This is a genomic window from Jatrophihabitans sp. YIM 134969, assembly GCF_054456675.1.
The window spans coordinates 12,835-37,551 of record NZ_JBTJEQ010000046.1; the positions used below are offsets into that span (position 1 = coordinate 12,835).

At 71.7% G+C, this 24,717-nt stretch carries 25 protein-coding genes; 23 read left to right on the forward strand and 2 right to left on the reverse strand.

What is annotated here, in order from left to right; translation table 11 throughout:
- The first annotated feature begins 114 nt into the window (after positions 1-114).
- The 3 genes from ACXR2U_RS19315 to ACXR2U_RS19325 are packed head-to-tail and all read left to right on the forward strand — an operon-like array spanning position 115 to position 2,406.
- Positions 115-603 carry a DUF427 domain-containing protein gene (locus ACXR2U_RS19315; protein ID WP_458826709.1) on the forward strand — a complete coding sequence of 163 codons (489 nt, stop codon included), beginning with the start codon at positions 115-117 and terminating at the stop codon, positions 601-603.
- Complete coding sequence (locus ACXR2U_RS19320; protein ID WP_458826710.1) at positions 604-1,539, forward strand: DMT family transporter; 936 nt, start codon at positions 604-606, stop codon at positions 1,537-1,539.
- Between the two features lie 6 nt (positions 1,540-1,545).
- A complete protein-coding gene (locus ACXR2U_RS19325; RefSeq protein ID WP_458826711.1) occupies positions 1,546-2,406 on the forward strand; it encodes a DMT family transporter in 861 nt (286 codons plus the stop codon).
- A gap of 27 nt (positions 2,407-2,433) precedes the next feature.
- On the opposite strand, the gene ACXR2U_RS19330 is transcribed toward ACXR2U_RS19325, so the two are convergent.
- Both ACXR2U_RS19330 and ACXR2U_RS19335 read right to left on the reverse strand, forming a co-directional pair.
- Entirely contained in the window at positions 2,434-4,500 is a 2,067-nt protein-coding gene (locus ACXR2U_RS19330; RefSeq protein ID WP_458826712.1) for a S9 family peptidase, read from the reverse strand.
- A complete protein-coding gene (locus ACXR2U_RS19335; RefSeq protein WP_458826713.1) occupies positions 4,497-5,936 on the reverse strand; it encodes an aspartate aminotransferase family protein in 1,440 nt (479 codons plus the stop codon). Before ACXR2U_RS19335 ends, ACXR2U_RS19330 begins: the two co-directional genes overlap by 4 nt.
- Before the next feature lie 64 nt (positions 5,937-6,000).
- Between ACXR2U_RS19335 and ACXR2U_RS19340 the strand changes: the two genes are divergently transcribed.
- The 20 genes from ACXR2U_RS19340 to rpsC all read left to right on the forward strand — a co-directional run.
- Entirely contained in the window at positions 6,001-6,828 is an 828-nt protein-coding gene (locus tag ACXR2U_RS19340; RefSeq protein WP_458826714.1) for a squalene/phytoene synthase family protein, read from the forward strand.
- On the forward strand, positions 6,825-7,709 hold the full coding sequence (locus tag ACXR2U_RS19345) for a phytoene/squalene synthase family protein (protein WP_458826715.1): 885 nt from the start codon (positions 6,825-6,827) through the stop codon (positions 7,707-7,709). Before ACXR2U_RS19340 ends, ACXR2U_RS19345 begins: the two co-directional genes overlap by 4 nt.
- A complete protein-coding gene (hpnE, locus tag ACXR2U_RS19350) occupies positions 7,706-9,139 on the forward strand; it encodes a hydroxysqualene dehydroxylase HpnE (RefSeq protein ID WP_458826716.1) in 1,434 nt (477 codons plus the stop codon). Before ACXR2U_RS19345 ends, hpnE begins: the two co-directional genes overlap by 4 nt.
- Positions 9,136-10,155 carry a polyprenyl synthetase family protein gene (locus ACXR2U_RS19355; protein ID WP_458826717.1) on the forward strand — a complete coding sequence of 340 codons (1,020 nt, stop codon included), beginning with the start codon at positions 9,136-9,138 and terminating at the stop codon, positions 10,153-10,155. The genes hpnE and ACXR2U_RS19355 overlap by 4 nt, the downstream gene beginning before the upstream one ends.
- A gap of 252 nt (positions 10,156-10,407) precedes the next feature.
- Positions 10,408-12,270 (forward strand): squalene--hopene cyclase, encoded by a 1,863-nt coding sequence (shc, locus tag ACXR2U_RS19360; protein ID WP_458826734.1) that lies wholly within the window; start codon positions 10,408-10,410, stop codon positions 12,268-12,270.
- The gene (ispH, locus tag ACXR2U_RS19365; protein WP_458826718.1) at positions 12,267-13,790 is read left to right on the forward strand and encodes a 4-hydroxy-3-methylbut-2-enyl diphosphate reductase; all 1,524 of its coding nucleotides are present in this window, start codon (positions 12,267-12,269) and stop codon (positions 13,788-13,790) included. Before shc ends, ispH begins: the two co-directional genes overlap by 4 nt.
- A 24-nt stretch (positions 13,791-13,814) precedes the next feature.
- Complete coding sequence (hpnH, locus tag ACXR2U_RS19370) at positions 13,815-14,831, forward strand: adenosyl-hopene transferase HpnH (RefSeq protein WP_458826719.1); 1,017 nt, start codon at positions 13,815-13,817, stop codon at positions 14,829-14,831.
- An 83-nt stretch (positions 14,832-14,914) separates the two neighbouring features.
- Positions 14,915-15,382 (forward strand): NUDIX hydrolase, encoded by a 468-nt coding sequence (locus ACXR2U_RS19375; RefSeq protein WP_458826720.1) that lies wholly within the window; start codon positions 14,915-14,917, stop codon positions 15,380-15,382.
- A gap of 525 nt (positions 15,383-15,907) precedes the next feature.
- Positions 15,908-16,282, forward strand: coding sequence for a 30S ribosomal protein S12 (rpsL, locus tag ACXR2U_RS19380; RefSeq protein ID WP_458826721.1), 375 nt, complete (start codon positions 15,908-15,910; stop codon positions 16,280-16,282).
- A gap of 1 nt (position 16,283) precedes the next feature.
- Positions 16,284-16,754 carry a 30S ribosomal protein S7 gene (rpsG, locus tag ACXR2U_RS19385; RefSeq protein WP_458826722.1) on the forward strand — a complete coding sequence of 157 codons (471 nt, stop codon included), beginning with the start codon at positions 16,284-16,286 and terminating at the stop codon, positions 16,752-16,754.
- A 72-nt stretch (positions 16,755-16,826) separates the two neighbouring features.
- On the forward strand, positions 16,827-18,923 hold the full coding sequence (gene fusA, locus ACXR2U_RS19390; RefSeq protein WP_458826723.1) for an elongation factor G: 2,097 nt from the start codon (positions 16,827-16,829) through the stop codon (positions 18,921-18,923).
- Between the two features lie 73 nt (positions 18,924-18,996).
- Complete coding sequence (gene tuf, locus ACXR2U_RS19395; RefSeq protein ID WP_458826724.1) at positions 18,997-20,193, forward strand: elongation factor Tu; 1,197 nt, start codon at positions 18,997-18,999, stop codon at positions 20,191-20,193.
- A gap of 152 nt (positions 20,194-20,345) precedes the next feature.
- Positions 20,346-20,651, forward strand: coding sequence for a 30S ribosomal protein S10 (rpsJ, locus tag ACXR2U_RS19400; RefSeq protein WP_458826725.1), 306 nt, complete (start codon positions 20,346-20,348; stop codon positions 20,649-20,651).
- Between the two features lie 54 nt (positions 20,652-20,705).
- Positions 20,706-21,398 carry a 50S ribosomal protein L3 gene (rplC, locus tag ACXR2U_RS19405; protein ID WP_458826726.1) on the forward strand — a complete coding sequence of 231 codons (693 nt, stop codon included), beginning with the start codon at positions 20,706-20,708 and terminating at the stop codon, positions 21,396-21,398.
- On the forward strand, positions 21,398-22,126 hold the full coding sequence (rplD, locus tag ACXR2U_RS19410) for a 50S ribosomal protein L4 (protein ID WP_458826727.1): 729 nt from the start codon (positions 21,398-21,400) through the stop codon (positions 22,124-22,126). Before rplC ends, rplD begins: the two co-directional genes overlap by 1 nt.
- Positions 22,126-22,413, forward strand: coding sequence for a 50S ribosomal protein L23 (gene rplW / locus ACXR2U_RS19415; protein ID WP_458826728.1), 288 nt, complete (start codon positions 22,126-22,128; stop codon positions 22,411-22,413). Before rplD ends, rplW begins: the two co-directional genes overlap by 1 nt.
- 14 nt (positions 22,414-22,427) lie before the next feature.
- The gene (gene rplB / locus ACXR2U_RS19420; protein ID WP_458826729.1) at positions 22,428-23,264 is read left to right on the forward strand and encodes a 50S ribosomal protein L2; all 837 of its coding nucleotides are present in this window, start codon (positions 22,428-22,430) and stop codon (positions 23,262-23,264) included.
- Between the two features lie 12 nt (positions 23,265-23,276).
- Complete coding sequence (gene rpsS / locus ACXR2U_RS19425; RefSeq protein WP_458826730.1) at positions 23,277-23,558, forward strand: 30S ribosomal protein S19; 282 nt, start codon at positions 23,277-23,279, stop codon at positions 23,556-23,558.
- Positions 23,559-23,610: 52 nt separating this feature from the next.
- Complete coding sequence (gene rplV, locus ACXR2U_RS19430) at positions 23,611-24,021, forward strand: 50S ribosomal protein L22 (protein WP_458826731.1); 411 nt, start codon at positions 23,611-23,613, stop codon at positions 24,019-24,021.
- On the forward strand, positions 24,021-24,717 hold a 697-nt coding region (rpsC, locus tag ACXR2U_RS19435), incomplete at its 3' end, for a 30S ribosomal protein S3 (protein WP_458826732.1). The genes rplV and rpsC, both read left to right, overlap by 1 nt.

The following is a 24,717-nucleotide window of genomic DNA, read 5'->3' on the forward strand; positions in this document are numbered from 1 at the left end:
GCCTGAGGTCGGGTCGGCCTGAGGTCGGGTCGGCCTGACGTCGGGTCGGCCTGAGGTCGCGTCGGCCCCACCCGGGCCGCAGTCGTGGTCGGTGGAGGGGAGCAGGATGGTGGTGTGAGTCGCCATCCTGCTCCCGATCCGGTCGGGCCCGGCCAGGAGTCGGTGTGGGACTACCCCCGCCCGCCCGCGCTGGTGCCGAGCGACCGCCTCGTCGAGGTGCACGCGGGCGACCATCTCGTCGCCCGGTCGACGCAGGCGTGGCGGGTGCTCGAGACCTCGCACCCGCCGACCTGGTACCTGCGGCGCGCCGACGTCGCCGAGGGCGTGCTGACGCCGTCGGCCACCGGCGGCACGGTGTGCGAGTGGAAGGGCGTCGCGACCTACTGGGACGTGCTGGGGCAGCGGGCGGCGGCCTGGTCCTACGAGGACCCGACCCCGCGGTTCACCGCCATGACCGGCGCCGTGACCTTCTACCCCGACCGTTTCGTCTGCACGGTCGACGGCGAGCGCGTGCGTCCGCAGGAGGGCGGGTTCTACGGCGGCTGGATCACCGACGACGTCGTGGGCCCGTTCAAGGGCGGGCCCGGATCCTGGGGCTGGTAGGTGGGCACCACCATCCTGTCGATCGCCCTCGCCCTGCTCGCGGGTGGCGGCAACGCCTGCGCGAACGTCCTGCAGCGCAAGGCCAGCCTGCTGCAGGCGGCGCAGGAACCGTTCAGCCTGCGGGTGTTGCTCGACCTGGTCCGCCGGCCGGTGTGGATCGGCGGGTTCGCCGCCATGGTCGCCTCGTTCGTCCTGCAGGCCTTCGCCCTGTCCATCGGTGAGCTCTCGGTCGTCGAACCGTTCGTGGCCATGGAACTCCCGCTCACGCTGATCCTCGCCTCGACCGTCTTCCGTGAACGTCTCGGCACCCGCGAGTGGGTCAACTTCGTGCTGATGACCGCGGGCCTCGTCCTGCTGGTCGCGGCGCTCGCGCCGGAGGGCGGTGACCCGGGCTCGGTCGCCAACGTCACCTACGCCGCGGCCGGCGGGGCGACCGCCTTCACCATCCTGCTGTTCTACGTCGCCGCGCGACGCGGTTCGGTGCTGTGGCGCACGGCCATGCTCGGACTCGCCTCGGGCACCAGCTTCGGCCTGACGGCCACCATGATCAAGGAGACCGTCGACCGCTGGGACGAGGACGGCTTCGTCGCCATCCTCACCACCTGGCAGACCTACACCGCGGTCGGGTTCGGCATCCTCGGCGTGGTCACCGTGCAGAGCGCGCTGCACATCGGCCCGCTCATCGCGGCCCAGCCGGGGTTCACGCTCATGGATCCGCTCGTGGCCGTGCTCTGGGGCATCCTGGTCTTCGACGAGACCGTGCGCGGCGGCTGGTTCGCCGTCCTCGCCGCGGTCGGGTTCGGCGCCATCGTGGTCGCGGTCATCCAGCTGTCCCGGTCGCCGTTGCTCGAGGCCGTCAACCGCGACCTCACTGACAAGGAGCAGTCGATGCTGGCCGGTGGTCACCACCCCCCGCCCGACGCCTCCGGCGTCTGAGCCCGCGTGGTCTACCCCGTCGGCGTCGTCGCAGCGCTGTGCCTCGCCGTCGGCTACGTCCTGCAGCAGCGGGCCGCGGCCACGGTCCCGCTCGCCGAGATCCTGCACTGGCGGCTGCTGCTCGACCTGCTCCGCCGGCGGGAGTGGCTCGTCGGCCTCGGGTTCGGGATCGTCGGGCAGCTGCTCGCCGCCTGGGCGCTCGCGCTCGCGGGCCTCGCGGTCGTCGAGCCGCTGCTGTCGACCAACCTGCTGTTCGCGTTCGCCGTCGCAGCACGGCTCGGTCGCCACCGCATCCGACTGCCCGAGGCGATCGGGGCGCTGCTGCTCAGTGCCGCACTCGGCGGGTTCCTCGTGGCGGCCGACCCGGAACCGCGGCCCGCGCCGGAGTCGCCGCGGGCGATCGTGGTGCTGGCCCTCGCCGCCACGGTCGCCGTGGTGCTGGTGGTCGTGGTCGTCGCGCGTCGCCGGGGCGGTCGCACCGAGGCCGTCCTGCTCTCGACCGGCGCCGGGATCCTCCTCGGGCTGCAGGACGCCGCGACCCGGCAGGCGCTGCTGGGCGACTGGACCCACGCCTTCCACTCCTGGTGGAGCCTGGTCGTCATCGGCTCCGCCGCGGTCGCGTTGCTGCTGCTGCAGAGCGCCTTCCGGGTCGCCGACCTGCACTGGTCCCTGCCGCCGCTCGTGGCGGCCGAGCCGGTGGCGGGCATCGCGCTCGGCATCTCCGTGCTCGGCGACCGGGTGGCCGGCGACGCCGTGAGCATCCTGCTGCAGTCGCTGTGCCTGGCCGGCATGGTCGCGGGCGTCGTGCTGGTAGCTCGGTCCGAGGCCATCACCTCGCTGCGGCCGCCACCCGAGCACCCGGCCTGACGGCGAGGACAGGGCGCGCGGGCGGTGTCAGCCGAGACGGGTCGGTCGGACCCAGGGCTCACCGCGGACGTGGTGGTCCAGGAACGCGAAGACCGTCTCGTACCAGAGCTCGGCGTGGTGCGGGGTGAGCACCCAGTGGTTCTCGTCGGGGTAGTAGAGGAACTTGTGCTCGACGGCCGGCGGGGTGTCGCCGTCCTCACCCGCGGCCCGGGGCGCCTCGTGATGCAGCGCCCACCACAGGGCGAGCCCCTCGCCGATCGGCACCCGGTAGTCCTTGTCGCCGTGGACCACCAGCATCGGCGTGACGATCTGCGCCGCGAACCGGTGCGGGGAGTTGGCGTGGGCGAACTCCTGCGACATCTCCCGCCCCCAGTACCAGGGGGCGTCGGTGGTCGCGCCGAACGTGTCGAGGTTCCACAGCGACGCGTGGCTGACGATGGCCGCGAACCGGTCGGTGTGGCCCGCGATCCAGTTGGCCATGTAGCCGCCGAACGAACCGCCCATCATCGAGGTCCGGGAGGGGTCGACCGCCTCGTGAGCCTCGGCGGCGTCGGTGAGGGCCATGACGTCCGTGAACGGCGCGCCGCCCCACGCCCCCCAGCCGCGGTCGATCATCGCCTGGCCGTACCCGGTCGACAGAGCGGGATCGGGCAGCAGCACGGCGTAGCCGCGGGTGGTGAGCAGCCACGGGTTCCACCGCCACGACCAGCTGTTCCACGACGACAGCGGACCGCCGTGCACCCACAGCACGAGCGGCACCGGGTCGGCCGTGGAGGCGCCGGCGGGCAGGGCGAGCCAGGCGCGCAGCGGTGTGCCGTCCTCGGCCGTGGCCTCGATCTCCTCGAGCCGGCCCGGGATCGCGGCGGGCGCGGCCGGGCCGGGGAGCGGGACGGCCGTGCCGTCGTCGGCGACGACCACCGGGGCGGGCGGGGCGTCCCAGGCGTTGCGCAGCGCCACGATCCGGCCGTCGGCCAGGGGTTCGAAGTCGGGGTAGGCGCCGTGGTCGACGGTGAGGCGCTCGGGGGCCGACGAGCCGTCGACCGGCACCCGGAACAGGGGCGACCGGCCGCCGAGGTCGGCGTGGACTACCAGCGCCGCCGAGTCGGGGGTCCACCGCACGGAGTACGCCCAGCCGTCCCAGCCCGTGGTCAGCACCCGGGCCGGCCCGCCGGCGAGCGGCACGACGACGACCTCGAGGGTCGGCGACACCGTCGGGCTGGTCCGGCCCTCGCGGAGCATCGCCACGGACGTGCCGTTGGGGGAGACGCGGGGGCCGTCGAACTCGTGGTGGTCGTCGTCGGCCAGGGTGCGGACCGCGCCGGTGACGACGTCGACCGCGACCACGGTCGAGCGGGTCGCGCCGTCGACCTCGGGGACGGCCCAGGTGGTCACGACCGTCGAACCGTCGGGGGAGACGTCCGGCGCGGCGTGGTCCAGCGCGTGGCCGACCGGGCCGGTGAGATCGCGCAGGGTCCAGGTCTCGTCGGCGTTCTCGCCCGGGACGGCGACGAACAGCCGGTTCTGCGCGGCGCCCAGGTCCTGGTCCCAGTACCGGACCGGCACGCCCTCGTGCAGGATCGCCGAGATCTTGCCGCTCCTCCGGTCCTCCACCGCCTCGGCGTCGGCCGCCTCGTCGGCCGAACCCGGCAGCGCCGGGGCGACCACGACGACCGTGCCGGCGCGGGGCGCGACGGCGAAACCGCCCACCCCGCCGCTGCGGGTGACGACCGGCCGGGCCTCCCCGCCGGTACCGGGCAGCAACCACAGCGACGCCGGGTCGTCGTCGCCGGAGCCGGATCCCGACGGGCCGGGAGGTAGCGGGCGGGCGGAGACGAACAGCAGGTCGCCGTCAGGTGTGAAGCGGGGCGAGCTCTCGCCCTTGCTGCTGCGGGTGAGCCGCCGGGCCGGCTGCCCGCCCGCGGTGTCGACGGCCCAGAGCGCGCCGACGAACTTCGTGCCGTCGGCGTTCAACGACGACACCCCGACGACCGCGCGGGTGCCGTCCGGTGTGGCCGTGATGCCGGTCAGCCGCGGCTGGGCCTGGAACCCCTCGAGCGAGAACGGATCCGGAGCGACGGTGCCGGACTCGGTCACCGTGCGCCGCCGCTCTTCTGGGCGGCCGCCTGCTTGATCAGGCTGCGCCCGAAGTCCCACATCAGCCCGGCGCCCTTGTGGGCGTCGACCATGACGTCGGTGAAGGCCTCGACGAAGCGGTCGACGTCGGCCTCGGTGACGATCAGCGGCGGGATGAGCTTGATGACCTCGAGGTGGTCGCCGCTGACCTGGGTGAGGATGCGGTGGCGGTGGAACAGCGCGTGCACGACGGTCTGCGAGAACAGGCCGACCCTCGCCGCCTGCAGGGCGGTCCACGCGCCCCGCAACTTCCACGACGACGGCCGGGTGAACTCGATGCCGATCATGAGCCCGCGGCCGCGGACGTCGCCGATCATCTCGAACCGGCCCTGCAGCTCCCGCAGCCGCTCGACCAGCAGGTCGCCCATGCGCCGGGCGTTGCCCGCGACGTCGTCGCGCTCCATGACGTGCAGGGTGGCGAGGCCCGCGGCCATGGCCTGGGCGTTCGAGCCGAACGTGGAGTCGTGGACCAGCACCCGGTCGATGGTCGAGTAGACCTTCTGGAACACGGCGTCCGACGCGATGGTCGCCCCGACCGGCACGTACCCGCCCGAGAGCGCCTTCGCGGCGGCGACGATGTCGGGCTGCACGACGTCGTGCTGGTAGGCCCAGAAGTCACCGGTGCGGCCGATGCCGCTCTGCACCTCGTCGGCGACCAACAGCGCACCGTGCTCGTGCACCAGCCGCTGCGCCTGGGCGAGCCAGCCCCGCGCCGGCACCGCCACGCCCTTGCCCTGGATCGGCTCGACGACCAAGGCCGCGACGTCGCCGCGGTCGAGCTCACGCCGCAGCCCGTCGAGGTCGTCGAGGTCGAGCGCGGTGTCCGGCAGCAGCGGACCGAAACCCTTGCGGAACTCCTTCGCCCCGTTGAGCGACAGCGACCCGGTGGTGAGGCCGTGGAAGGCGTGGTCGAGGTAGAGGATCCGGTTGCGCCCGGTGGCGTAGCGCGCGAACTTGATCGCCGCCTCGACGGCCTCGGTGCCGCTGTTGCCGAAGTACACCCGGTCGAGGTGGGGGGTCGTCGTCAGCAGCTTCTCGGCCAGCAGACCCGCGAGCGGCGCGCAGTCGAACTGGGTCATGTCGGCGAGGTCGGCGTCGAGGACGTCGTGCACGGCCTGCCGCACCTCGGGGTGGTGACGGCCGAGCGCGAACACGCCGAACCCCGCGAGCATGTCGAGGTAGTCCGCACCCGTCTCGTCGAACAGCAACGCGCCCTCGGCCCGGACGTAGGTCTTGTCGAAACCGATCGTCTGCAACATGCGGGGCAACTGCGGGTTCATGTGGGCGCGGTGCAGCGCGTAGCGCTCCTCGCCACGGGCCGCGAGCAGGCCCGGCAGGTCGAAACGACCGGCCGGCGCGCGGCCCTGGAAGGATTCCGGCACAGCGGGTTCGACCACGTGGGAACGGTACAACCCGGATGTGACACGGAGAGGTCCGCGCGCGCGGCTACTGTTCTCCGTCGTGGTGGCGCCCGGTGGGATCGACGTGCTCGAGGCGCTCGCCGGATCCGCGCGCGGCCAGGCGGGCGCGGAGAACTTCCCCGTCGCCCTGCGCGCGCTGCCCCGGACCCCACGCGGGCACCTGCTGGCCGTCTACGACTTCGCCCGGTTCGTCGACGACGTCGGCGACGCCGACTACCGGGTCGACGGCCTACCGGCCGGTGCCGAGGACCGGCTGCGCCTGCTCGACCTCGTCGACGCCGACCTCGACGCCGAGCGTCCCCGCCTCGCTCCGGTCGCGGCGCTGGCGTCCGTGCGCGCGGCGGGCGTGCCGGACCGGCCACTGCACGACCTGGTCGAGGCCAACCGGGTCGACCAGCGCGTGGGCCGCTACGCCACCTTCGCCGACCTGGTCGCCTACTGCCGGCTGTCGGCCGACCCGGTCGGGCGGATCGTGCTGCACGTCGCGGACGCCGCGACCCCCGACCGCGTCGCCTGGTCCGACGACGTCTGCACCGCCCTGCAGGTGCTCGAGCACTGTCAGGACGTCGAGGAGGACGCCGCCCGCGGGCGCGTCTACCTGCCGCAGGCCGACCTCGCCCGCGGCTCCAGCGCGCACGCCGTCGCCGTCAACGTCGAGCGGGCCGAAGCGCTGCTGCGCTCGGGACCGCCGCTCGTGCGGAGCCTGTCCGGGTGGGCACGTCTGGCCGTGGCCGGGTTCGTGGCGGGGGGACTCGCGACGGTCGACGCCCTGCGGGGCGCCGGGTTCCGGACGACCGGGCCGACGGTGACGCCCTCGAAGGCCGCGACGGCCCGGCACGCCCTGCGACTGCTGGCGGGCCGGGGATGAGCCCCGTCGCCCTGGACGCCGCCTACGCCGAGTGCGAGCGCATCACCACCGCCGAGGCCAAGAACTTCGCGTGGGGCATCAAGCTGCTGCCCACCCCGAAACGGCGCGCGCTCTCCGCCGTCTACGCGTTCGCGCGGCGCATCGACGACATCGGCGACGGTGACCTGCCCGCCGACCAGAAGCTCGCCGACCTCGCCACCGCCCGCGAGCAGATCCGCGCCGACGCGCCGCCCGCGGACGATCCCGTGCTCGTCGCGCTGTTCGACGCCGCCCGGCACTTCCCGATCCCGCTCGACGCTTTCGAGGAACTGGTCCACGGGTGCGAACTCGACGTGCGCGGCACGAGGTACCGCACCTTCGCCGAGACCCTGGGCTACTGCCGCGACGTCGCGGGCTCGATCGGGCGGCTCTCGCTGGGGGTCTTCGCGCCACCGCAACTGCTGGGCGACGGGGCCGACGCCGACCGCGAGCGGGCGTCCGGTCACGCCGACACCCTCGGCCTGGCCCTGCAGATCACGAACATCCTGCGCGACGTCCGCGAGGACCTGGGCAACGGCCGCGTCTACCTGCCGCAGGACGACCTCGACCTGTTCGGTTGCACCCTGCAACTGCGCCCCGATGGCACGCTCGACCCGCAGGACGGCGCGCTCGCCGAGGTCGTCCGGTTCGAGGCCGCCCGCGCGGCCGGGCTGTACGACGAAGGCTTCCGGTTGCTGCCGATGCTGGACCACCGCTCGCGCGCCTGCTGCGCCGCCATGGCCGGTATCTACCGCGAACTGTTGACCCGTCTCGCCGAGAACCCCCAGCAGATGATGACCGGTCGGGCGTCGTTGCCCACGGGGACGAAGCTGCGGATCGCCGGGAAGGCGCTCCTGCCGTGAACGTCGTCGTGGTCGGCGGCGGCCTGGCCGGGGTGACGGCCGCGCTACGCCTCGCCGACGCCGGCGAGCGGGTGACGCTGCTCGAGGCCAAGCCGCGTCTGGGCGGGGCGGCGTTCTCCTTCGCCCGCGGCGACCTCACGATCGACAACGGCCAGCACGTGTTCCTGCGGTGCTGCACCGCCTACCGCGGCTTCCTCGAGCGGGTCGACGCGACCTCGTCGACCAGCCTGCAACGCCGCCTCGACATCCCGGTGATCGCGGGCGCGGACCAGCACGTCGTGGCACCGGGGACCTCGGCGCGGCTGCGGCGTTCGGGGCTGCCGGTACCGGCCCACCTCGCCAAGGCACTGCTCACGTACCGGGTGCTGCCCCCGCTCGCGCGGCTGCGGGCCATCCGCGGCGCGACCGCCCTGCAGCGCCTCGACCCCGCCGACCCCGCGCTCGACACCGACACCCTCGGCGGCTACCTGCGCCGACACGGCCAGGACGACGCGACGCTCGCCGCCCTCTTCGACGTGGTCGGCACCGCCACCCTCAACCTGCGCGCCGACGACGCCAGCCTGGCGCTCGCCGCGACGGTGTTCCGCACCGGACTGCTCGACCAGCCCGAGGCCGCGGACATCGGCCACGCGACCGTGCCGCTCGGCCACCTGCACGACGACCTCGCGGCGGCGGCGCTCGCCCGTGCCGGTGTCGAGGTGCGTCGCACCGTGAAGGTCCGGGAGGTCGCGCCCGACGGCCGGGTGACCGTCGCCGCGCGCGGGGGAGCCGACGAGACCCTGCAGCCCGACGCCGTCGTGCTGGCGGTCCCGCACACCACGGCCGCCCAGCTCGCCGGTTCCGTCCCCCCGGCGACCGCCGGGTTGGGGGCGTCGCCGATCGTCAACGTGCACGTCGTCTACGACCGGCCGGTCACCGGACACGCCTTCGCGGCGGGCGTCGGCTCCGCGGTGCAGTGGGTCTTCGACCGCACCGCGTCGTCCGGGCTCGCGGCCCGCACGCCCGGCGCGCAGTACCTGGCCGTCACGGTCTCGGCCGCCGACCGCGAGATCGACGAGCCGGTCGAGACCCTGCGGCCCCGGTTCCTCGACGCACTCGCCACGCTGTTCCCCCGGGCCCGCACGGCCCACGTGCTCGAGTTCTTCGTGACCCGCGAGCGGCGTGCGACCTTCCGGCAGGCGGCCGGCACCGCCCCCCTGCGTCCGGGGCCGCGGGTCCCCGGCACCTCTGCGGTAGTGCTGGCCGGGGCGTGGACCGCGACGGGCTGGCCGGACACGATGGAGAGCGCCGTGCGCAGCGGCCACGCCGCCGCGGCGACGCTGCTCGGCGACGACCCCGGCAGCCGCTTCGACGACCGGGCCTCGGCAGGGTCGTCACCGCCGGGAGGCAGACTGTCCAGGATCCGCAGCTCGGAAGGGATGCCCGCATGAACGTCTCGGTCGCGTCGCCGCCCGCCATCGCGGCGGCCCGCGCGCTCGTCGACGCTCCCCTCCGGGCCGCGGTCGACCGCCTCGACGAGCGCATGCGGCTGATCGCCAGCTACCAGATGGGCTGGGTCGAGGCCGACGGCACGCCCCGGCCCGCGGGCGGCGGCAAGGCCGTCCGGCCGACCCTCGCCGTGCTCGGCGCGCGAGCGGCGGGCGCCGCCCCGCTCGTCGGCGTCCCGGGCGCGGTCGCGGTCGAGCTGGTCCACAACTTCTCGCTGCTGCACGACGACGTCATGGACCGTGACGTCGAGCGGCGGCACCGGCCGACCGGCTGGGCCGTCTACGGCGACGGCCAGGCCATCCTCGCGGGCAACGCCATGCTCATCGCGGCCATCGAGGCCGTGCAGGAGTCGGGCCCGCACGCCACCGCCGCGGTCTCGACGCTGCTCGCCGCGACCCAGCGGCTGATCACCGGTCAGGCCGAGGACCTCGCGTACGAGAAGCGCACGGACCTCACCGTCGACGACGTCCTGCACATGGAGGCCGGCAAGACCGCCGCCCTGCTCGCCTGCTCGGCCTCGATCGGGGCGGTGCTCGCGGGCGGGTCGCGGGAGACCGTCGACGCCCTGGCCGAGTTCGGCGAGCAGCTGGGCATGGCGTTCCAGCTCGTCGACGACGTGCTCGGCATCGAGGGTGACCCGGCCGTCACGGGCAAGTCGTCGTCGTCGGACATCCGGGCCGGCAAGCGCAGCGCGCCGGTCGTGGCCGCGTTGGCCGGCGGCTCCGCGGCCTCGGCCGAACTCGAGGCGTTGTTGGCCGGGGGTCCGCCCGATGCGGAGGCCGACGTCGACCGCGCGGCGGCCCTGCTGCGGGAGTCCGGCGGCCTGGACTGGGCCGAGACCGAGGCGCAGGCGCGGCTGGAGCGCGCCCTCGCCGCCCTCGACCGGGGCGCGCTCGAACCCGCCGCGCGGGCCGAGTTGGAACAGGTCGCGCGGTTCGTCGTGGGTCGCGACCACTGACGGTCGGCGTCAGGAGATCCGGCGTGGGGTGGTGCGTCCGTCACGCCTCGTACGACACACTGGTCCCGCCACGCTGCCGTGGAAGTTATGGTTTGCCTGTCTAACTACTGTCAGGCAGGTGTGGAGACACGCCGGTGGGGGAAGGGGACCATCCTGACGCTCGACTTCGTTCCGGTCGACCTCCTCGGGCCTTCCCACCCCGATCCGGACGGTTCCGATCCCGACGCCCGCGCTCCCGGCGCCACCGCAGCGGTGCTCGCCCGGGCGGTCGACCACCTGCGCGCGCGGCAGGCCCCCGCCGGGTGGTGGAAGGGCGAGCTGCGCACCAACGTGACGATGGACGCCGAGGACCTGCTCCTGCGGCAGTTCCTCGGGATCCTCGATCCGGCCGACCTCGCCGCCGCCGCGCGCTGGATCCGGTCGCAGCAGCGGCCCGACGGCACCTGGTCGCTGTTCGAGGGTGGCCCGCCGGACCTCTCGACCACGATCGAGGCCTACGCCGCGCTGCGGCTCGCCGGTGACACCACCGACAGCCCCCACCTGAGCGCCGCCCGCCGGTTCGTGCTCGAGCAGGGTGGCCTCGAGGCCAGCCGGGTGTTCACGCGGATCTGGCTGGCGTTGTTCGGTGAGTGGGCCTGGGACGACCTGCCCGCCATGCCGCCGGAACTGGTGCTCCTGCCCTCGTGGGTGCCCCTCAACGTGTACGACTGGGCCTGCTGGGCGCGCCAGACCGTCGTCCCCATCACCGTCGTCGCCACGCTGCAGCCGGTGCGACCGCTGCCGTTCACGCTCGTCGAGCTGCGGACCCACACCCGCCCGCGCGCCAAGCCCGCCCCGACCAACCGCCGTGACCGCCTCGTCGTGACCGGGTTCGAGGCGCTCGACCGTGCGCTCAAGACCTACCAGCGCTCGCCGATCCAGTTCGGCCGGCAGACCGCGTTCCGCCGCGCCGCCGAGTGGATCATCGCCCGCCAGGAGGCCGACGGCGGCTGGGGCGGCATCCAACCGCCGTGGGTGTACTCGATCCTCGCCCTGCACCTGCTCGGCTACCCGCTCGACCACCCCGTGCTCAAGGCCGCGATCGCCGGTCTGGAGGGCTTCCTCGTGCGTGAGAGCGGCCCCGACGGCGAGGTGCGCCGGCTCGAGGCCTGCCAGTCGCCGGTGTGGGACACCGCGCTCGCCGTGATCGGGCTGCTCGACGCCGGGGTGCCGGCCGACGACCCGGCCGTGAACCAGGCCGTCGACTGGCTGCTCGGCGAGGAGGTGCGCGTCCGCGGCGACTGGTCGGTGCGCCGGCCGGGGCTCGAGCCCGGCGGCTGGGCGTTCGAGTTCGCCAACGACCTCTACCCCGACATCGACGACACCGCCGAGGTCGTCCTCGCCCTGCACCGCGTGCTCGGGGCCCGCCCGGAGCGCGACGCCGAGATCCGCGACGCCATCGCCCGCGGCGCCCGGTGGGTCACCGGCATGCAGACCGAGCGTGACGGCGGCTGGGGCGCGTTCGACGCCGACAACACCAGCACCCTCATCGCCAAGCTCCCGTTCTCGGACTTCGGCGCCGTCACCGACCCCCCGAGCGCGGACGTCACCGCCCACGTGCTGGAGATGTACGCCGCGCTCGGTGAGGCGGGCGGCCGTCCCGCGGGCGACGCCCGGCGGTGGCTGCTCGAGCACCAGGAGGCCGACGGCTCCTGGTTCGGCCGCTGGGGCGTCAACCACGTCTACGGCACCGGCGCGGCCGTACCCGCGTTGGTGGCGGCGGGCACCTCGCCCGACAGCGCGCCGATCCGGCGCGCGGTCGCGTGGCTGCTCACGCACCAGAACCCCGACGGCGGCTGGGGTGAGGACCTGCGCTCCTACGACGACCCGGCCTGGATCGGGCGGGGCACGTCGACCGCCTCGCAGACGGCCTGGGCGCTGCTGGCGCTGCACGCCGCGGGCGAGACCGGCGAGCCGACCCGGCGGGCCCTCGCCTGGCTCGCCGACACCCAGGGCGCCGACGGCAGCTGGGCCGAGGACCTGTTCACCGGCACGGGTTTTCCCGGCGACTTCTACATCAACTACGAGATGTACCGGATCGTGTTCCCGCTCGCCGCGATCGGTCGGTTGCAGTGAGCAACGATCCCCGCCTGCTGGTCGTGACCGCCCTGCGGACCGAGTGGCTCGCCCTGCGTGACCGTGTCCCCGGCGCGCTCGTCGTCCGGTGCGGCATGGGTCCAGAACGGGTGCAACGGTTCGTCGAGGACTGGCCCGACGCCGCCCCGCCCCCGACCGCGATGGTCGTCGCGGGTGTGGCCGGGGGACTCGCGGCCGACGTCGAGTCCGGGGACGTCGTCGTCGCCAGCGAGGTCCGCGATTCCGAGGGCTCGGTCGTGCTACCCGGTGCCGCCCCGCTGGTCGCCGCGTTGCGGGCGGCCGGTCTGACCGTGCACCACGCCCCGGTCCTCACCACCGACCACGTCGTCACCGGGTGCCGGACCGAGCTCGCGGCCACGGGCGCGGCAGCCGTGGACATGGAGTCGGCCCCGCTGGTGCGCGAGGCGTTGCGGCGCGGGATGCAGCCGGTCGCGGTGGTGCGCGTGGTCGTCGACACCGCGCACACGCCGATCGGCCGGTTCGCCACGGTCCCCGCCGGCGCTCGGGCACTCGCCACCCTGCGACGCATCGGTCCGCTACTCGCCGACTGGGGGCAGCTGGCGCGCCCCCGTACTGCCCTGCTCGCCGGCCCGCGGTCGTTCTGCGCCGGGGTCGACCGGGCCATCGAGATCGTCGAACGGGCGTTGCGGACCCACCCGCACCCCGTTTACGTCCGCCGGCAGATCGTGCACAACCAGCACGTCGTCGACGACCTGCGCGCCCGCGGTGCGGTGTTCGTCGACGAGCTCACCGACCTGCCGGAGAACCTGCCGCAAGACACCGCCGTCGTGCTCTCGGCGCACGGGGTCGCGCCGGCCGTCCGGGCCGACGCCGAGTCCCGCGGGCTGGTCGTCGTCGACGCCACCTGCCCGCTGGTGTCGAAGGTGCACGCCGAGGCCAAGCGGTTCGTCGCCCGCGACGACACCGTGCTGTTCATCGGCCACGACCACCACGACGAGACCGAGGGGACGCTCGGCCACGCGCCCGGTCGGATCACCCTGGTCCAGGACGCCGCGGCCGCGGCGACCGTCGAGGTCCCCGACCCGTCGAAGGTCAGTTACCTCATGCAGACCACCCTCGCGGTCGACGAGGCGGCGGCCGTCGTCGACGTCCTGCGCGCCCGGTTCCCCGCGCTCGCCGAGCCGCCGTCGGACGACATCTGTTACGCCACGACCAACCGCCAGCAGGCCGTGCGCACGGTGGCCCGCGAGAGCGACGTCGTGCTCGTCCTGGGCTCGGCGAACTCGTCGAACTCCGTGCGTCTCGTCGAGGTCGCGGAGCGTGAGGGACCGCCCGCGTACCTCGTCGAGGACGCCGATTCCATCCGCCCCGAGTGGATCGCGGGGGCGGGTACCGTCGGGCTCACAGCCGGTGCTTCAGCACCTCCGCACCTCGTCGACGAAGTGGTCGCGACGTTGCGCGCGCTCGGTCCGGTCGAGGTCGAAGAACGCGTCGTGGCACGCGAGGACATCCGGTTCTCCCTGCCGCGGTCGATCTAGAGGGCAAGGGAAAGGTCTACGTCAATGGCACTGGCGCTTCGGCAGGGGATGCGCATGGGCGCGTACCTGTTCACGCAGAAGTACATCAAGCGCAACGAGAAGTTCCCGCTGATCGTCGAGCTGGAACCGTTGTTCGCCTGCAACCTCAAGTGCAACGGTTGCGGCAAGATCCAGCAGCCCGCGAACCTCCTGCGGCAGCGGATGCCGGTCGAACGTGCGGTCGCCGCGATGGAGGAGTGCGGCGCCCCCATGGTCTCGATCGCGGGCGGCGAACCGCTGATGCACCCGCAGATCGACGAGATGGTCAACGAGCTGGTCAAGCGCAAGAAGTACGTCTACCTCTGCACGAACGCCGAGCTGGTGCGCAAGCGCTTCGACAAGTTCGACTTCAAGCCGTCCCCGTACTTCTCGTTCGCGATCCACGTCGACGGCCTGCAGGAGCGCCACGACGAGTCGGTGGCCAAGGAGGGCGTGTTCGACGAAGCCGTCGCCGCCATCAAGTTCCTCAAGGAGAAGGGTTTCCGGGTCACCACGAACTCGACCTTCTTCAACACCGACACCCCGCAGACCATCATCGACGTGCTGAACTTCCTCAACGACGAGGTCAAGGTCGACTCGATGATGATCAGCCCGGCGTACGCCTACGAGAAGGCGCCGGACCAGGACCACTTCCTCGGCGTGACCGAGACCCGCGAGCTGTTCACCAAGGCCTTCGCGAACGGCAACCGCAAGAAGTGGCGGCTCAACCACTCGCCGCTGTTCCTCGACTTCCTCGAGGGCAAGGTCGACTACGAGTGCACCGCGTGGGGCATCCCGTCGTACTCGCTGCTGGGTTGGCAGCGTCCGTGCTACCTCATGGACGACGGCTACGCGCGCACCTACAAGGACCTGATCGAGAAGACCGACTGGAGCAAGTACGGCCGCGGCCGTGACGAGCGGTGCAACAACTGCATGGCCCACTGCGGCTACGAGCCCACCGCCGTCCTCGCCACGATGGGGTCGCTCAAGCAGGGCCTGCGGGCGATGCGGGAGCAGGGCTGAGTTCTCCCGGAGGCGCACCGGCGGCTCCGGGCCCGGGCCGGCCGGGCGACGAGCTGACCGGTGACGTCCCCGGCCCCGACGGCGTGCTGCGCCGTCGGGCCGCCCGGGTGGTCGTGCTCGACCGGCAGGGCCGGGTGCTGCTGTTCCGGGGCGGCGACCCGGCCCGTCCGGACGCCGGCACCTGGTGGTTCACCCCCGGCGGCGGCGCCGAGGCGGGGGAGACGTACGCCGAGGCCGCCGTGCGGGAGGTCCGCGAGGAAGCGGGCTTGGCCGTCGAGGGCCGGCTCGTCGGCCCGGTCTGGGAACGCCCCGCCGCCGCCTTCGCGTTCGACGGCCTGACGGTGGAGCAGAGCGAGCGGTTCTACCTCGCCGCCCTCGACGTCGAGGGTGACGACGTCGCCCCCGACCGCTCCGGCTGGACCGACCTCGAGCTGCGCACCGTCGTCGAGCAGCGCTGGTGGACCCGCGCCGACCTCGCCACCACCGCCGACACCGTGTACCCCCTCGGCCTGCCCGACCTCCTCGACACCTGGCTCGGCCCCGCCGGCTGATCGGTGACCTGACCCGACCTCGTGGTCCCAGGCCGCCCGGCGGAACGACCGGAACCCCGCCTCCTGGTCGTCGACCGCTCCGACGCCGAGCCCGCGCCGCCCGAACGGCCGGCCGGGGGTGCGAGCGGCGGCCGGGTGGGCCGCGAGCGGGCGGACGGGGTGGCGTGAGGGGGGTCTCCGGGCGCTCCTGACCCCCGTCTTTGCGCCTCCGCAGGCGACTGCGTAGAGTGGAGCCTCGTGCCCGGAGAGATCTGGGCGCATCCGCGCGCCCGCACCTCGGGCGCCCGGCGCCCGCAGGTCCGGTCAGGCTGTCACAGGCCCCGGAAACGCTGGGGAGGCCGGGGGTCCGGCGTGGCGCAGCAGGAGATCCGGGTGACCGATCCGGCGGAGGAATCCGTCGGAGCCTCGCCGCGGGGACAGGGCGCGACACGCCCGACCCCGTGGACCGGGCGAGTCGGACACCGGGGTCGCCGGGCGGGACGAACAGTTCGTGCTGAACACATCGACAGGGAGAACGTAGGCCGCATGCCCACGATCAATCAGCTGGTCCGCAAGGGTCGGCAGGACAAGATCGAGAAGACGAAGACCCCGGCTCTCAAGGGGTCGCCCCAGCGTCGTGGGGTGTGCACTCGCGTCTACACGACCACCCCCAAGAAGCCGAACTCGGCGCTGCGCAAGGTCGCCCGCGTGAAGCTGACCAGCGGGGTCGAGGTCACCGCCTACATCCCCGGTGTGGGTCACAACCTCCAGGAGCACTCGATCGTGCTCGTCCGCGGCGGTCGGGTGAAGGACCTCCCCGGCGTCCGCTACAAGATCATCCGTGGCTCGCTCGACACCCAGGGCGTCCGCAACCGCAAGCAGTCGCGCAGCCGCTACGGCGCGAAGAAGGAGAAGAGCTGACATGCCCCGCAAGGGACCCGCTCCGAAGCGTCCGCTCGTCGTCGACCCCGTCTACGGCTCGCCGCTCGTCACCCAGCTGGTGAACAAGGTGCTGCTGTCGGGCAAGAAGTCGCTCGCCGAGCGCACCGTCTACGACGCTCTCGAGGGCTGCCGCGAGAAGAACGGCACCGACCCGGTCGTCACCCTCAAGCGCGCGCTGGACAACGTCAAGCCGTCGATCGAGGTCAAGAGCCGCCGCGTCGGTGGCGCCACCTACCAGGTGCCGATCGACGTCCGCCCCGGCCGCAGCACCACGCTCGCCCTGCGCTGGCTGATCATGTACTCCCGCGCCCGCCGCGAGAAGACGATGACCGAGCGGCTGATGAACGAGCTCCTCGACGCCAGCAACGGCCTCGGCGCGAGCGTCAAGCGCCGCGAGGACACGCACAAGATGGCCGAGTCGAACAAGGCCTTCGCCCACTACCGCTGGTAATCCCCTGGGTGGGGAGAGCGATCCTCGAACCGCCCGCACGAACTTCTGACAGAGAGGGTGTGAACACCCACCATGGCTGACAACGCCTCGCTCGCGTCCGTCCGCAACATCGGCATCATGGCGCACATCGACGCCGGCAAGACCACCACGACCGAGCGCATCCTCTTCTACACCGGCATCAACTACAAGATCGGCGAAGTCCACGACGGCAACGCCACGATGGACTGGATGGAGCAGGAGCAGGAGCGCGGCATCACCATCACGTCCGCCGCGACGAAGTGCACCTGGAAGAACCACACCATCAACATCATCGACACCCCCGGGCACGTCGACTTCACCGTCGAGGTGGAGCGCTCGCTCCGCGTCCTCGACGGCGCGGTCGCGGTCTACGACGGTGTCGCGGGTGTCGAGCCGCAGACCGAGACGGTCTGGCGCCAGGCCGACAAGTACCACGTGCCGCGCATGTGCTTCGTCAACAAGCTCGACCGCACCGGTGCGGACTTCTTCCGCTGCGTCGACATGATGAAGGAGCGGCTGAACTCCAACACGGCCGTGCTGCAGATCCCGATCGGCAACGAGTCGGACTTCATCGGCGTCGTCGACCTGGTCGAGATGCGCGCCCTCACCTGGCGCGGCGAGACCAAGCTCGGTGAGGACTACGCGGTCGAGGAGATCCCGGCCGAGCTCGCCGACCAGGCCGCCCAGTGGCGCGAGACGCTGCTGGAGACCCTCGCCGACGTCGACGACTCCATCGCGGAGAAGTTCCTCGACGGCGAGGACATCCCGGTGGCCGAGCTCAAGGCCGCGATCCGTCGCGCCACCCTGGCCGACCTCATCAACCCGGTGCTCACCGGTTCGGCGTTCAAGAACAAGGGCGTCCAGCCCATGCTCGACGCCGTCATCGACTACCTGCCCTCGCCGCTCGACGTCGGCGCGGTGCACGGCACGCTGATGGACGGCTCGACCGAGGCCAGCCGCGAGCCCGACACCTCGGAGCCGCTGTCGGCCCTGGCGTTCAAGATCGCCACCGACCAGCACCTCGGCAAGCTCACGTTCGTCCGCATCTACTCCGGCACCTTGGTCCAGGGTTCGCAGGTCCTGAACTCGACCAAGGACCGCAAGGAGCGGGTCGGCAAGATCTACCAGATGCACGCGAACAAGCGTGACGAGCTGAGCACGGCGTCGGCCGGCGACATCATCGCCGTCGCGGGCCTGAAGCAGACGACCACGGGTGACACCCTGGCCGACGCGCAGAAGCCGGTCGTGCTCGAGTCGATGACGTTCCCGGACCCGGTCATCAACGTGGCCATCGAGCCCAAGACCAAGTCCGACCAGGAGAAGCTCGGCGTCGCGATCCAGAAGCTCGCCGAGGAGGACCCGACGTTCCAGGTCCAGAACGACGAGGAGACCGGCCAGACCATCATCAAGGGGATGGGCGAACTCCACCTGGAGATCCTCGTCGACCGGATGAAGCGCGAGTTCCACGTCGAGGCCAACGTCGGCAAGCCGCAGGTGGCCTACCGCGAGACGATCCGTCGGGTCGTCGAGCGCGAGGACTACACCCACAAGAAGCAGACGGGTGGCTCCGGCCAGTTCGCGAAGGTCCAGATCAAGGTCGAACCCCTGGACATGAGCAACGACGGCCCGAGCTACGAGTTCGTCAACGCGGTCTCCGGTGGTCGCATCCCGAAGGAGTTCATCCCCTCGGTCGACGCCGGCGCGCAGGACGCCATGCAGTACGGCATCCTCGCGGGCTACCCGCTGGTCGGCGTCAAGATGACGCTGCTCGACGGTGGCTACCACGAGGTCGACTCCTCGGAGATGGCGTTCAAGATCGCGGGTTCGATCGCGTTCAAGAACGCCGCCCGCAAGGCGGACCCCGCTCTGCTCGAGCCGATGATGGCCGTCGAGGTCACCACGCCCGAGGAGAACATGGGCGACGTCATCGGCGACCTCAACTCCCGCCGTGGCCAGATCCAGGCCATGGAGGAGCGCAACGGGATCCGTGTCGTGAAGGCGCTCGTCCCGCTGTCGGAGATGTTCGGCTACGTCGGTGACCTGCGCAGCAAGACGCAGGGCCGGGCGAACTACTCCATGCAGTTCGACAGTTACGCCGAGGTCCCCTCGAACGTCGCCAAGGAGATCATCGCCAAGGCGAACGGCGAGTGACCAGCACGACCCGCTAGATCCGCAAGCTCCTCCCCACAGACATCGCAGCACGACCTCTCGAAAGGAATCGGAAGTGGCGAAGGCCAAGTTCGAGCGCAGCAAGCCGCACGTCAACATCGGCACCATCGGTCACATCGACCACGGCAAGACGACCCTGACCGCGGCGATCTCGCGCACCCTGCACGACAAGTACCCGGCGCTGAACCCTGACACCCAGGCGTTCGACATGATCGACAAGGCGCCGGAAGAGCGTCAGCGCGGCATCACGATCTCGATCGCGCACATCGAGTACCAGACCGAGCAGCGTCACTACGCGCACGTCGACTGCCCCGGTCACGCCGACTACATCAAGAACATGATCACCGGCGCGGCCCAGATGGACGGCGCGATCCTGGTCGTGGCCGCCACCGACGGCCCGATGCCGCAGACCAAGGAGCACGTGCTCCTGGCCCGCCAGGTCGGCGTCCCCTACATCGTGGTCGCCCTCAACAAGGCCGACATGGTCGACGACGAGGAGATCCTGGAGCTCGTCGAGCTCGAGGTCCGCGAGCTGCTCAACCAGTACGAGTTCCCCGGCGACGACGCTCCGATCGTCCGCGTCTCGGCGCTCAAGGCGCTCGAGGGTGACCCCGAGTGGGCCGAGAAGGTCCTCGAGCTCATGAACGCGGTCGACGAGGCCATCCCGCAGCCCGAGCGTGAGACCGAGAAGCCGTTCCTCATGCCGATCGAGGACGTCTTCACGATCACCGGTCGCGGCACGGTCGTCACCGGCCGTATCGAGCGCGGCATCCTCAAGGTGAACGAGACCGTCGACATCGTGGGCATCCGCCCCGACAAGCAGACGACCACGGTCACCGGCATCGAGATGTTCCGCAAGCTGCTCGACGAGGGCCAGGCGGGCGAGAACGTCGGTCTGCTCCTGCGCGGCATCAAGCGTGAGGACGTCGAGCGCGGCCAGGTCGTCATCAAGCCGGGCACCTCGACGCCGCACACGAACTTCGAGGCGAACGTCTACATCCTCTCGAAGGACGAGGGCGGCCGGCACACGCCGTTCTTCAACAACTACCGCCCGCAGTTCTACTTCCGCACCACCGACGTGACCGGCGTCGTGACCCTCCCCGAGGGCACCGAGATGGTCATGCCGGGCGACAACACCGAGATGTCGGTCGAGCTGATCCAGCCGATCGCCATGGAGGACGGCCTGCGGTTCGCCATCCGTGAGGGTGGCCGCACCGTGGGTGCGGGTCGCGTCACCAAGATCGTCAAGTGATCGACGGCGGTGGCCGGGAGGCCTGATCCTCCCGGCCACCGCCCACGCACGATGCTCCACCGCTCTCCCGGAGAACGAGAACCGGGGCGAGACCGAACCTGCAGTACGCGACACGGCTGCACGACACAGACCACAGCGAAGGTGACAGACCCATGGCGGGACAGAAGATCCGCATCCGGCTCAAGGCCTACGACCACGAAGCCATCGACGCCAGTGCGCGCAAGATCGTCGACACCGTGACCCGGACGGGCGCGCAGGTCGTCGGCCCCGTGCCGCTGCCGACCGAGAAGAACATCTACTGCGTCATCCGGTCGCCCCACAAGTACAAGGACAGCCGGGAGCACTTCGAGATGCGGACGCACAAGCGTCTGATCGACATCCTCGACCCCACGCCGAAGACCGTCGACGCGCTCATGCGCATCGACCTGCCGGCGAGCGTCGACGTCAACATCCAGTGATCTGACGAGTCGACGACAGCCAGCGAACAGACGTAGACAGCGAGAGAGCAGACGATGACAGGAACGTTGGGCGCCCGCCCGAAGAACCCCAGCGGGGTCTCGTACCCGTACCGCGCGGTGCTGGGCGAGAAGCTCGGCATGACGCAGGTGTTCGACGAGAACAACCGCGTCGTCCCGGTGACGGTCGTCAAGGCCGGCCCGTGCGTGGTGACGCAGGTCCGCACCCCCGAGCGCGACGGCTACGAGGCCGTGCAGCTCGGCTACGGCGAGATCGACCCCCGCAAGGTGACCAAGCCGGTCGCCGGCCACTTCAAGGCCGCCGACGTCACGCCCCGTCGCCACCTGGTCGAGCTGCGCACCTCGCTCGCCGGTGAGTACGAGGTCGGCCAGGAGCTCGGCCCCGACGTGTTCGCCGACGGCGCGCTCGTCGACGTCACCGGCACCACCAAGGGCAAGGGCACCGCGGGCGTCATGAAGCGTCACGGCTTCCGCGGCCTCGGCGCGGGCCACGGCGTCCAGCGCAAGCACCGCTCGCCGGGTTCCATCGGCGGCTGCTCGACCCCGGGTCGCGTCTTCAAGGGCACCCGCATGGCGGGCCGCATGGGCCACGCCCAGCAGACGACCGCGGGCCTGCGGGTCCACAAGGTCGACACCGAGCGCGGCCTGCTGCTGCTCAAGGGTGCCGTCCCCGGCCCCAAGGGTGCGCTGCTCGTCGTCCGCACCGCCGCGAAGGGAGGCACCGCCTGATGGCCGCCACCGCAGACCTCAAGAAGAGCGACGCCGCCGAGCACCTGACCGTGACGGTCAGCAACCCGCTCGACGCCGACGCGAAGGCCACCACGGTCGATCTCCCCTCGGAGATCTTCGACGCGCAGACCAACGTCGCGCTCATCCACCAGGTCGTCACGGCCCAGCTCGCCGCCGCCCGCCAGGGCACCCACGCGGTCAAGGGCCGCGGCGAGGTGCGTGGTGGCGGCAAGAAGCCCTACCGCCAGAAGGGCACCGGCCGCGCCCGTCAGGGTTCGACCCGTGCGCCGCAGTTCGCCGGCGGTGGCGTCGTGCACGGCCCCGTGCCGCGTGACTACGCCCAGCGGACCCCGAAGAAGATGAAGGCCGCCGCCCTGCGCGGCGCCCTCTCGGACCGGGCCCGCGAGGAGCGCGTCAAGGTCGTCACCGGCCTGGTCACGGGCGAGACGCCCTCGACCCGCGACGCCGTGGCCAACCTGGCGTCGGTCGTGGAGCAGGGCAAGGTCCTGCTCGTGGTCGACCGCACCGAGGCCGGCACCTGGAAGAGCCTGCGCAACGCCGCGGCCGCCCACCTGATCTACGCCGACCAGCTCAACACGTACGACGTGCTGGTCAGCGACCAGGTCGTGTTCACCACCGCCGCGCTGGAGTCGTTCGTCGCCGGACCGCCGAAGGGCAAGTCCGCGACCGCCTCGGCCACCAGCAGCGAGACCGAGGAGACCGTCTGATGTTCGACGACCACCGCGACGTCCTGCTCGCTCCGGTCATCTCGGAGAAGAGCTACGGGCTCCTCGACGCGAACAAGTACACGTTCGAGGTGCACCCGGACGCCAACAAGACCCAGATCAAGATCGCCGTGGAGAAGGTGTTCTCGGTCAAGGTCACCGACGTGAACACCCTGAACCGCGCGGGCAAGCGCAAGCGCACCCGCGGTGGGTTCGGCCGTCGCAAGGCGATCAAGCGCGCCATCGTCACCCTGCGTGACGGCGACCGTATCGACGTCTTCGGGAACTGAGGGACTGGACAACCATGGCTATCCGCAACTACAAGCCGACGACCCCGGGCCGTCGTGGCTCGAGCGTCGCCGACTTCGCCGAGGTCACCCGCAGCGAGCCCGAGAAGTCGCTCGTCCGCCCGCTGCACAACAAGGGCGGCCGCAACAACTCCGGTCGGATCACCACCCGTCACCAGGGTGGTGGGCACAAGCGCGCCTACCGGCTCATCGACTTCCGCCGGGCGGACAAGGACGGCGTGCCGGCCAAGGTCGCGCACATCGAGTACGACCCCAACCGCACCGCGCGCATCGCGCTGCTGCACTACGCCGACGGCGAGAAGCGCTACATCATCGCGCCGCGGTCGCTGAAGCAGGGCGACCAGATCGAGAACGGCCCGCGGGCTGACATCAAGCCCGGCAACAACCTGCCGCTGCGCAACATCCCGGTCGGTACCACCGTGCACGCCATCGAGCTGCGGCCCGGTGGCGGGGCGAAGATGGCCCGTTCCGCCGGCGCGAGCGTCCAGCTCGTGGCCAAGGACGGTCCGTACGCCCAGCTGCGCCTGCCCTCGGGCGAGGTCCGCAACGTCGACGTGCGCTGCCGCGCCACGGTCGGCGAGGTCGGCAACGCCGAGCAGAGCAACATCAACTGGGGCAAGGCCGGCCGCATGCGGTGGAAGGGCAAGCGCCCCTCCGTCCGCGGTGTCGCGATGAACCCGGTCGACCACCCGCACGGTGGTGGCGAGGGCAAGACCTCCGGTGGTCGCCACCCGGTCAACCCCAACGGCAAGCCCGAGGGCCGCACCCGCAAGCGCGGCAAGGCCAGTGACGCCATGATCGTGCGGCGTCGCCGCACCAACAAGAAGCGCTGAGGTAGGTAGGACATGCCCCGTTCGTTGAAGAAGGGTCCGTTCGTCGACGACCACCTTCTCAAGAAGGTCGACGTCGCGAACGAGAAGAACTCGAAGGCCGTCATCAAGACCTGGTCGCGGCGTTCGACGATCATCCCCGACATGCTCGGCCACACCATCGCCGTGCACGACGGCCGCAAGCACGTCCCGGTGTTCGTCACCGAGGGCATGGTCGGCCACAAGCTCGGCGAGTTCGCGCCGACCCGCACCTTCCGCGGCCACATCAAGGACGACCGGCGGGCGCGCCGCGGCTGACGCCGCGCGCACCCGATCGGTCGAGACGTAGACAGAAGAGGACACGCTCCAGATGTCATCCCCAAGCCTCGGCAACCGAGCCAGCACGGACGAGGTCCGGACCGCTTTCGCGCGGGCCACCTACGTGCGGGTCACGCCGATGAAGGCGCGCCGCGTCATCGAGCTCATCCGCAACCTGCCCGCCCGGCAGGCGCAGTCGGTTCTGCAGTTCGCGCCGCAGGCCGCGGCCGAGCAGGTGGGCAAGGTGCTCGCGAGCGCGATCGCCAACGCCGAGCACAACAACGGTCTCGACCCCGAGACGCTGTTCGTGTCCGCCGCCTACGTCGACGAAGGCCCGACCCTCAAGCGGTTCCGGCCGCGGGCGCAGGGTCGCGCGTACCGCATCAACAAGCGCACGAGCCACATCACCATCGAGGTGGAGAGCGTGGAGCGCACCGACACGAAGAAGGGACGGGCCCGCTGATGGGACAGAAGGTCAACCCGCACGGGTTCCGACTCGGCATCACCACCGACTGGAAGAGCCGTTGGTACGCCGACAAGCTCTACAAGGACTACGTCGGCGAGGACGTCGCGATCCGCAAGCTCATGTCCAAGGGCATGGAGCGCGCCGGCATCGCGAAGGTCGAGATCGAGCGCACCCGCGACCGTGTGCGCGTCGACATCCACACCGCGCGTCCGGGCATCGTCATCGGCCGCCGCGGCGCCGAGGCCGACCGCATCCGCGGCGACCTCGAGAAGCTCACCGGCAAGCAGGTCCAGCTCAACATCCTCGAGGTCAAGAACCCCGAGTCCGACGCCCAGCTCGTCGCCCAGGGTGTCGCGGAGCAGCTCTCCAACCGCGTGAGCTTCCGCCGCGCGATGCGCAAGTCGATGCAGTCGACGCTCAAGGCGCCCGGGGTCAAGGGCATCCGGGTCCAGTGCGGCGGTCGCCTCGGCGGCGCCGAGATGAGCCGCTCGGAGTTCTACCGCGAGGGTCGCGTCCCGCTGCACACGCTGCGCGCGAACATCGACTACGGCTTCTACGAGGCCCGCACCACCTTCGGCCGCATCGGCGTGAAGGTCTGGATCTACAAGGGCGAGGTCGCCGGCGGCACCCGCGCCGAGCGTGAGGCCGCGGCGGCTGCCGAGGCGGCGCGCACCCGGCGTGAGCGCCCGGCCC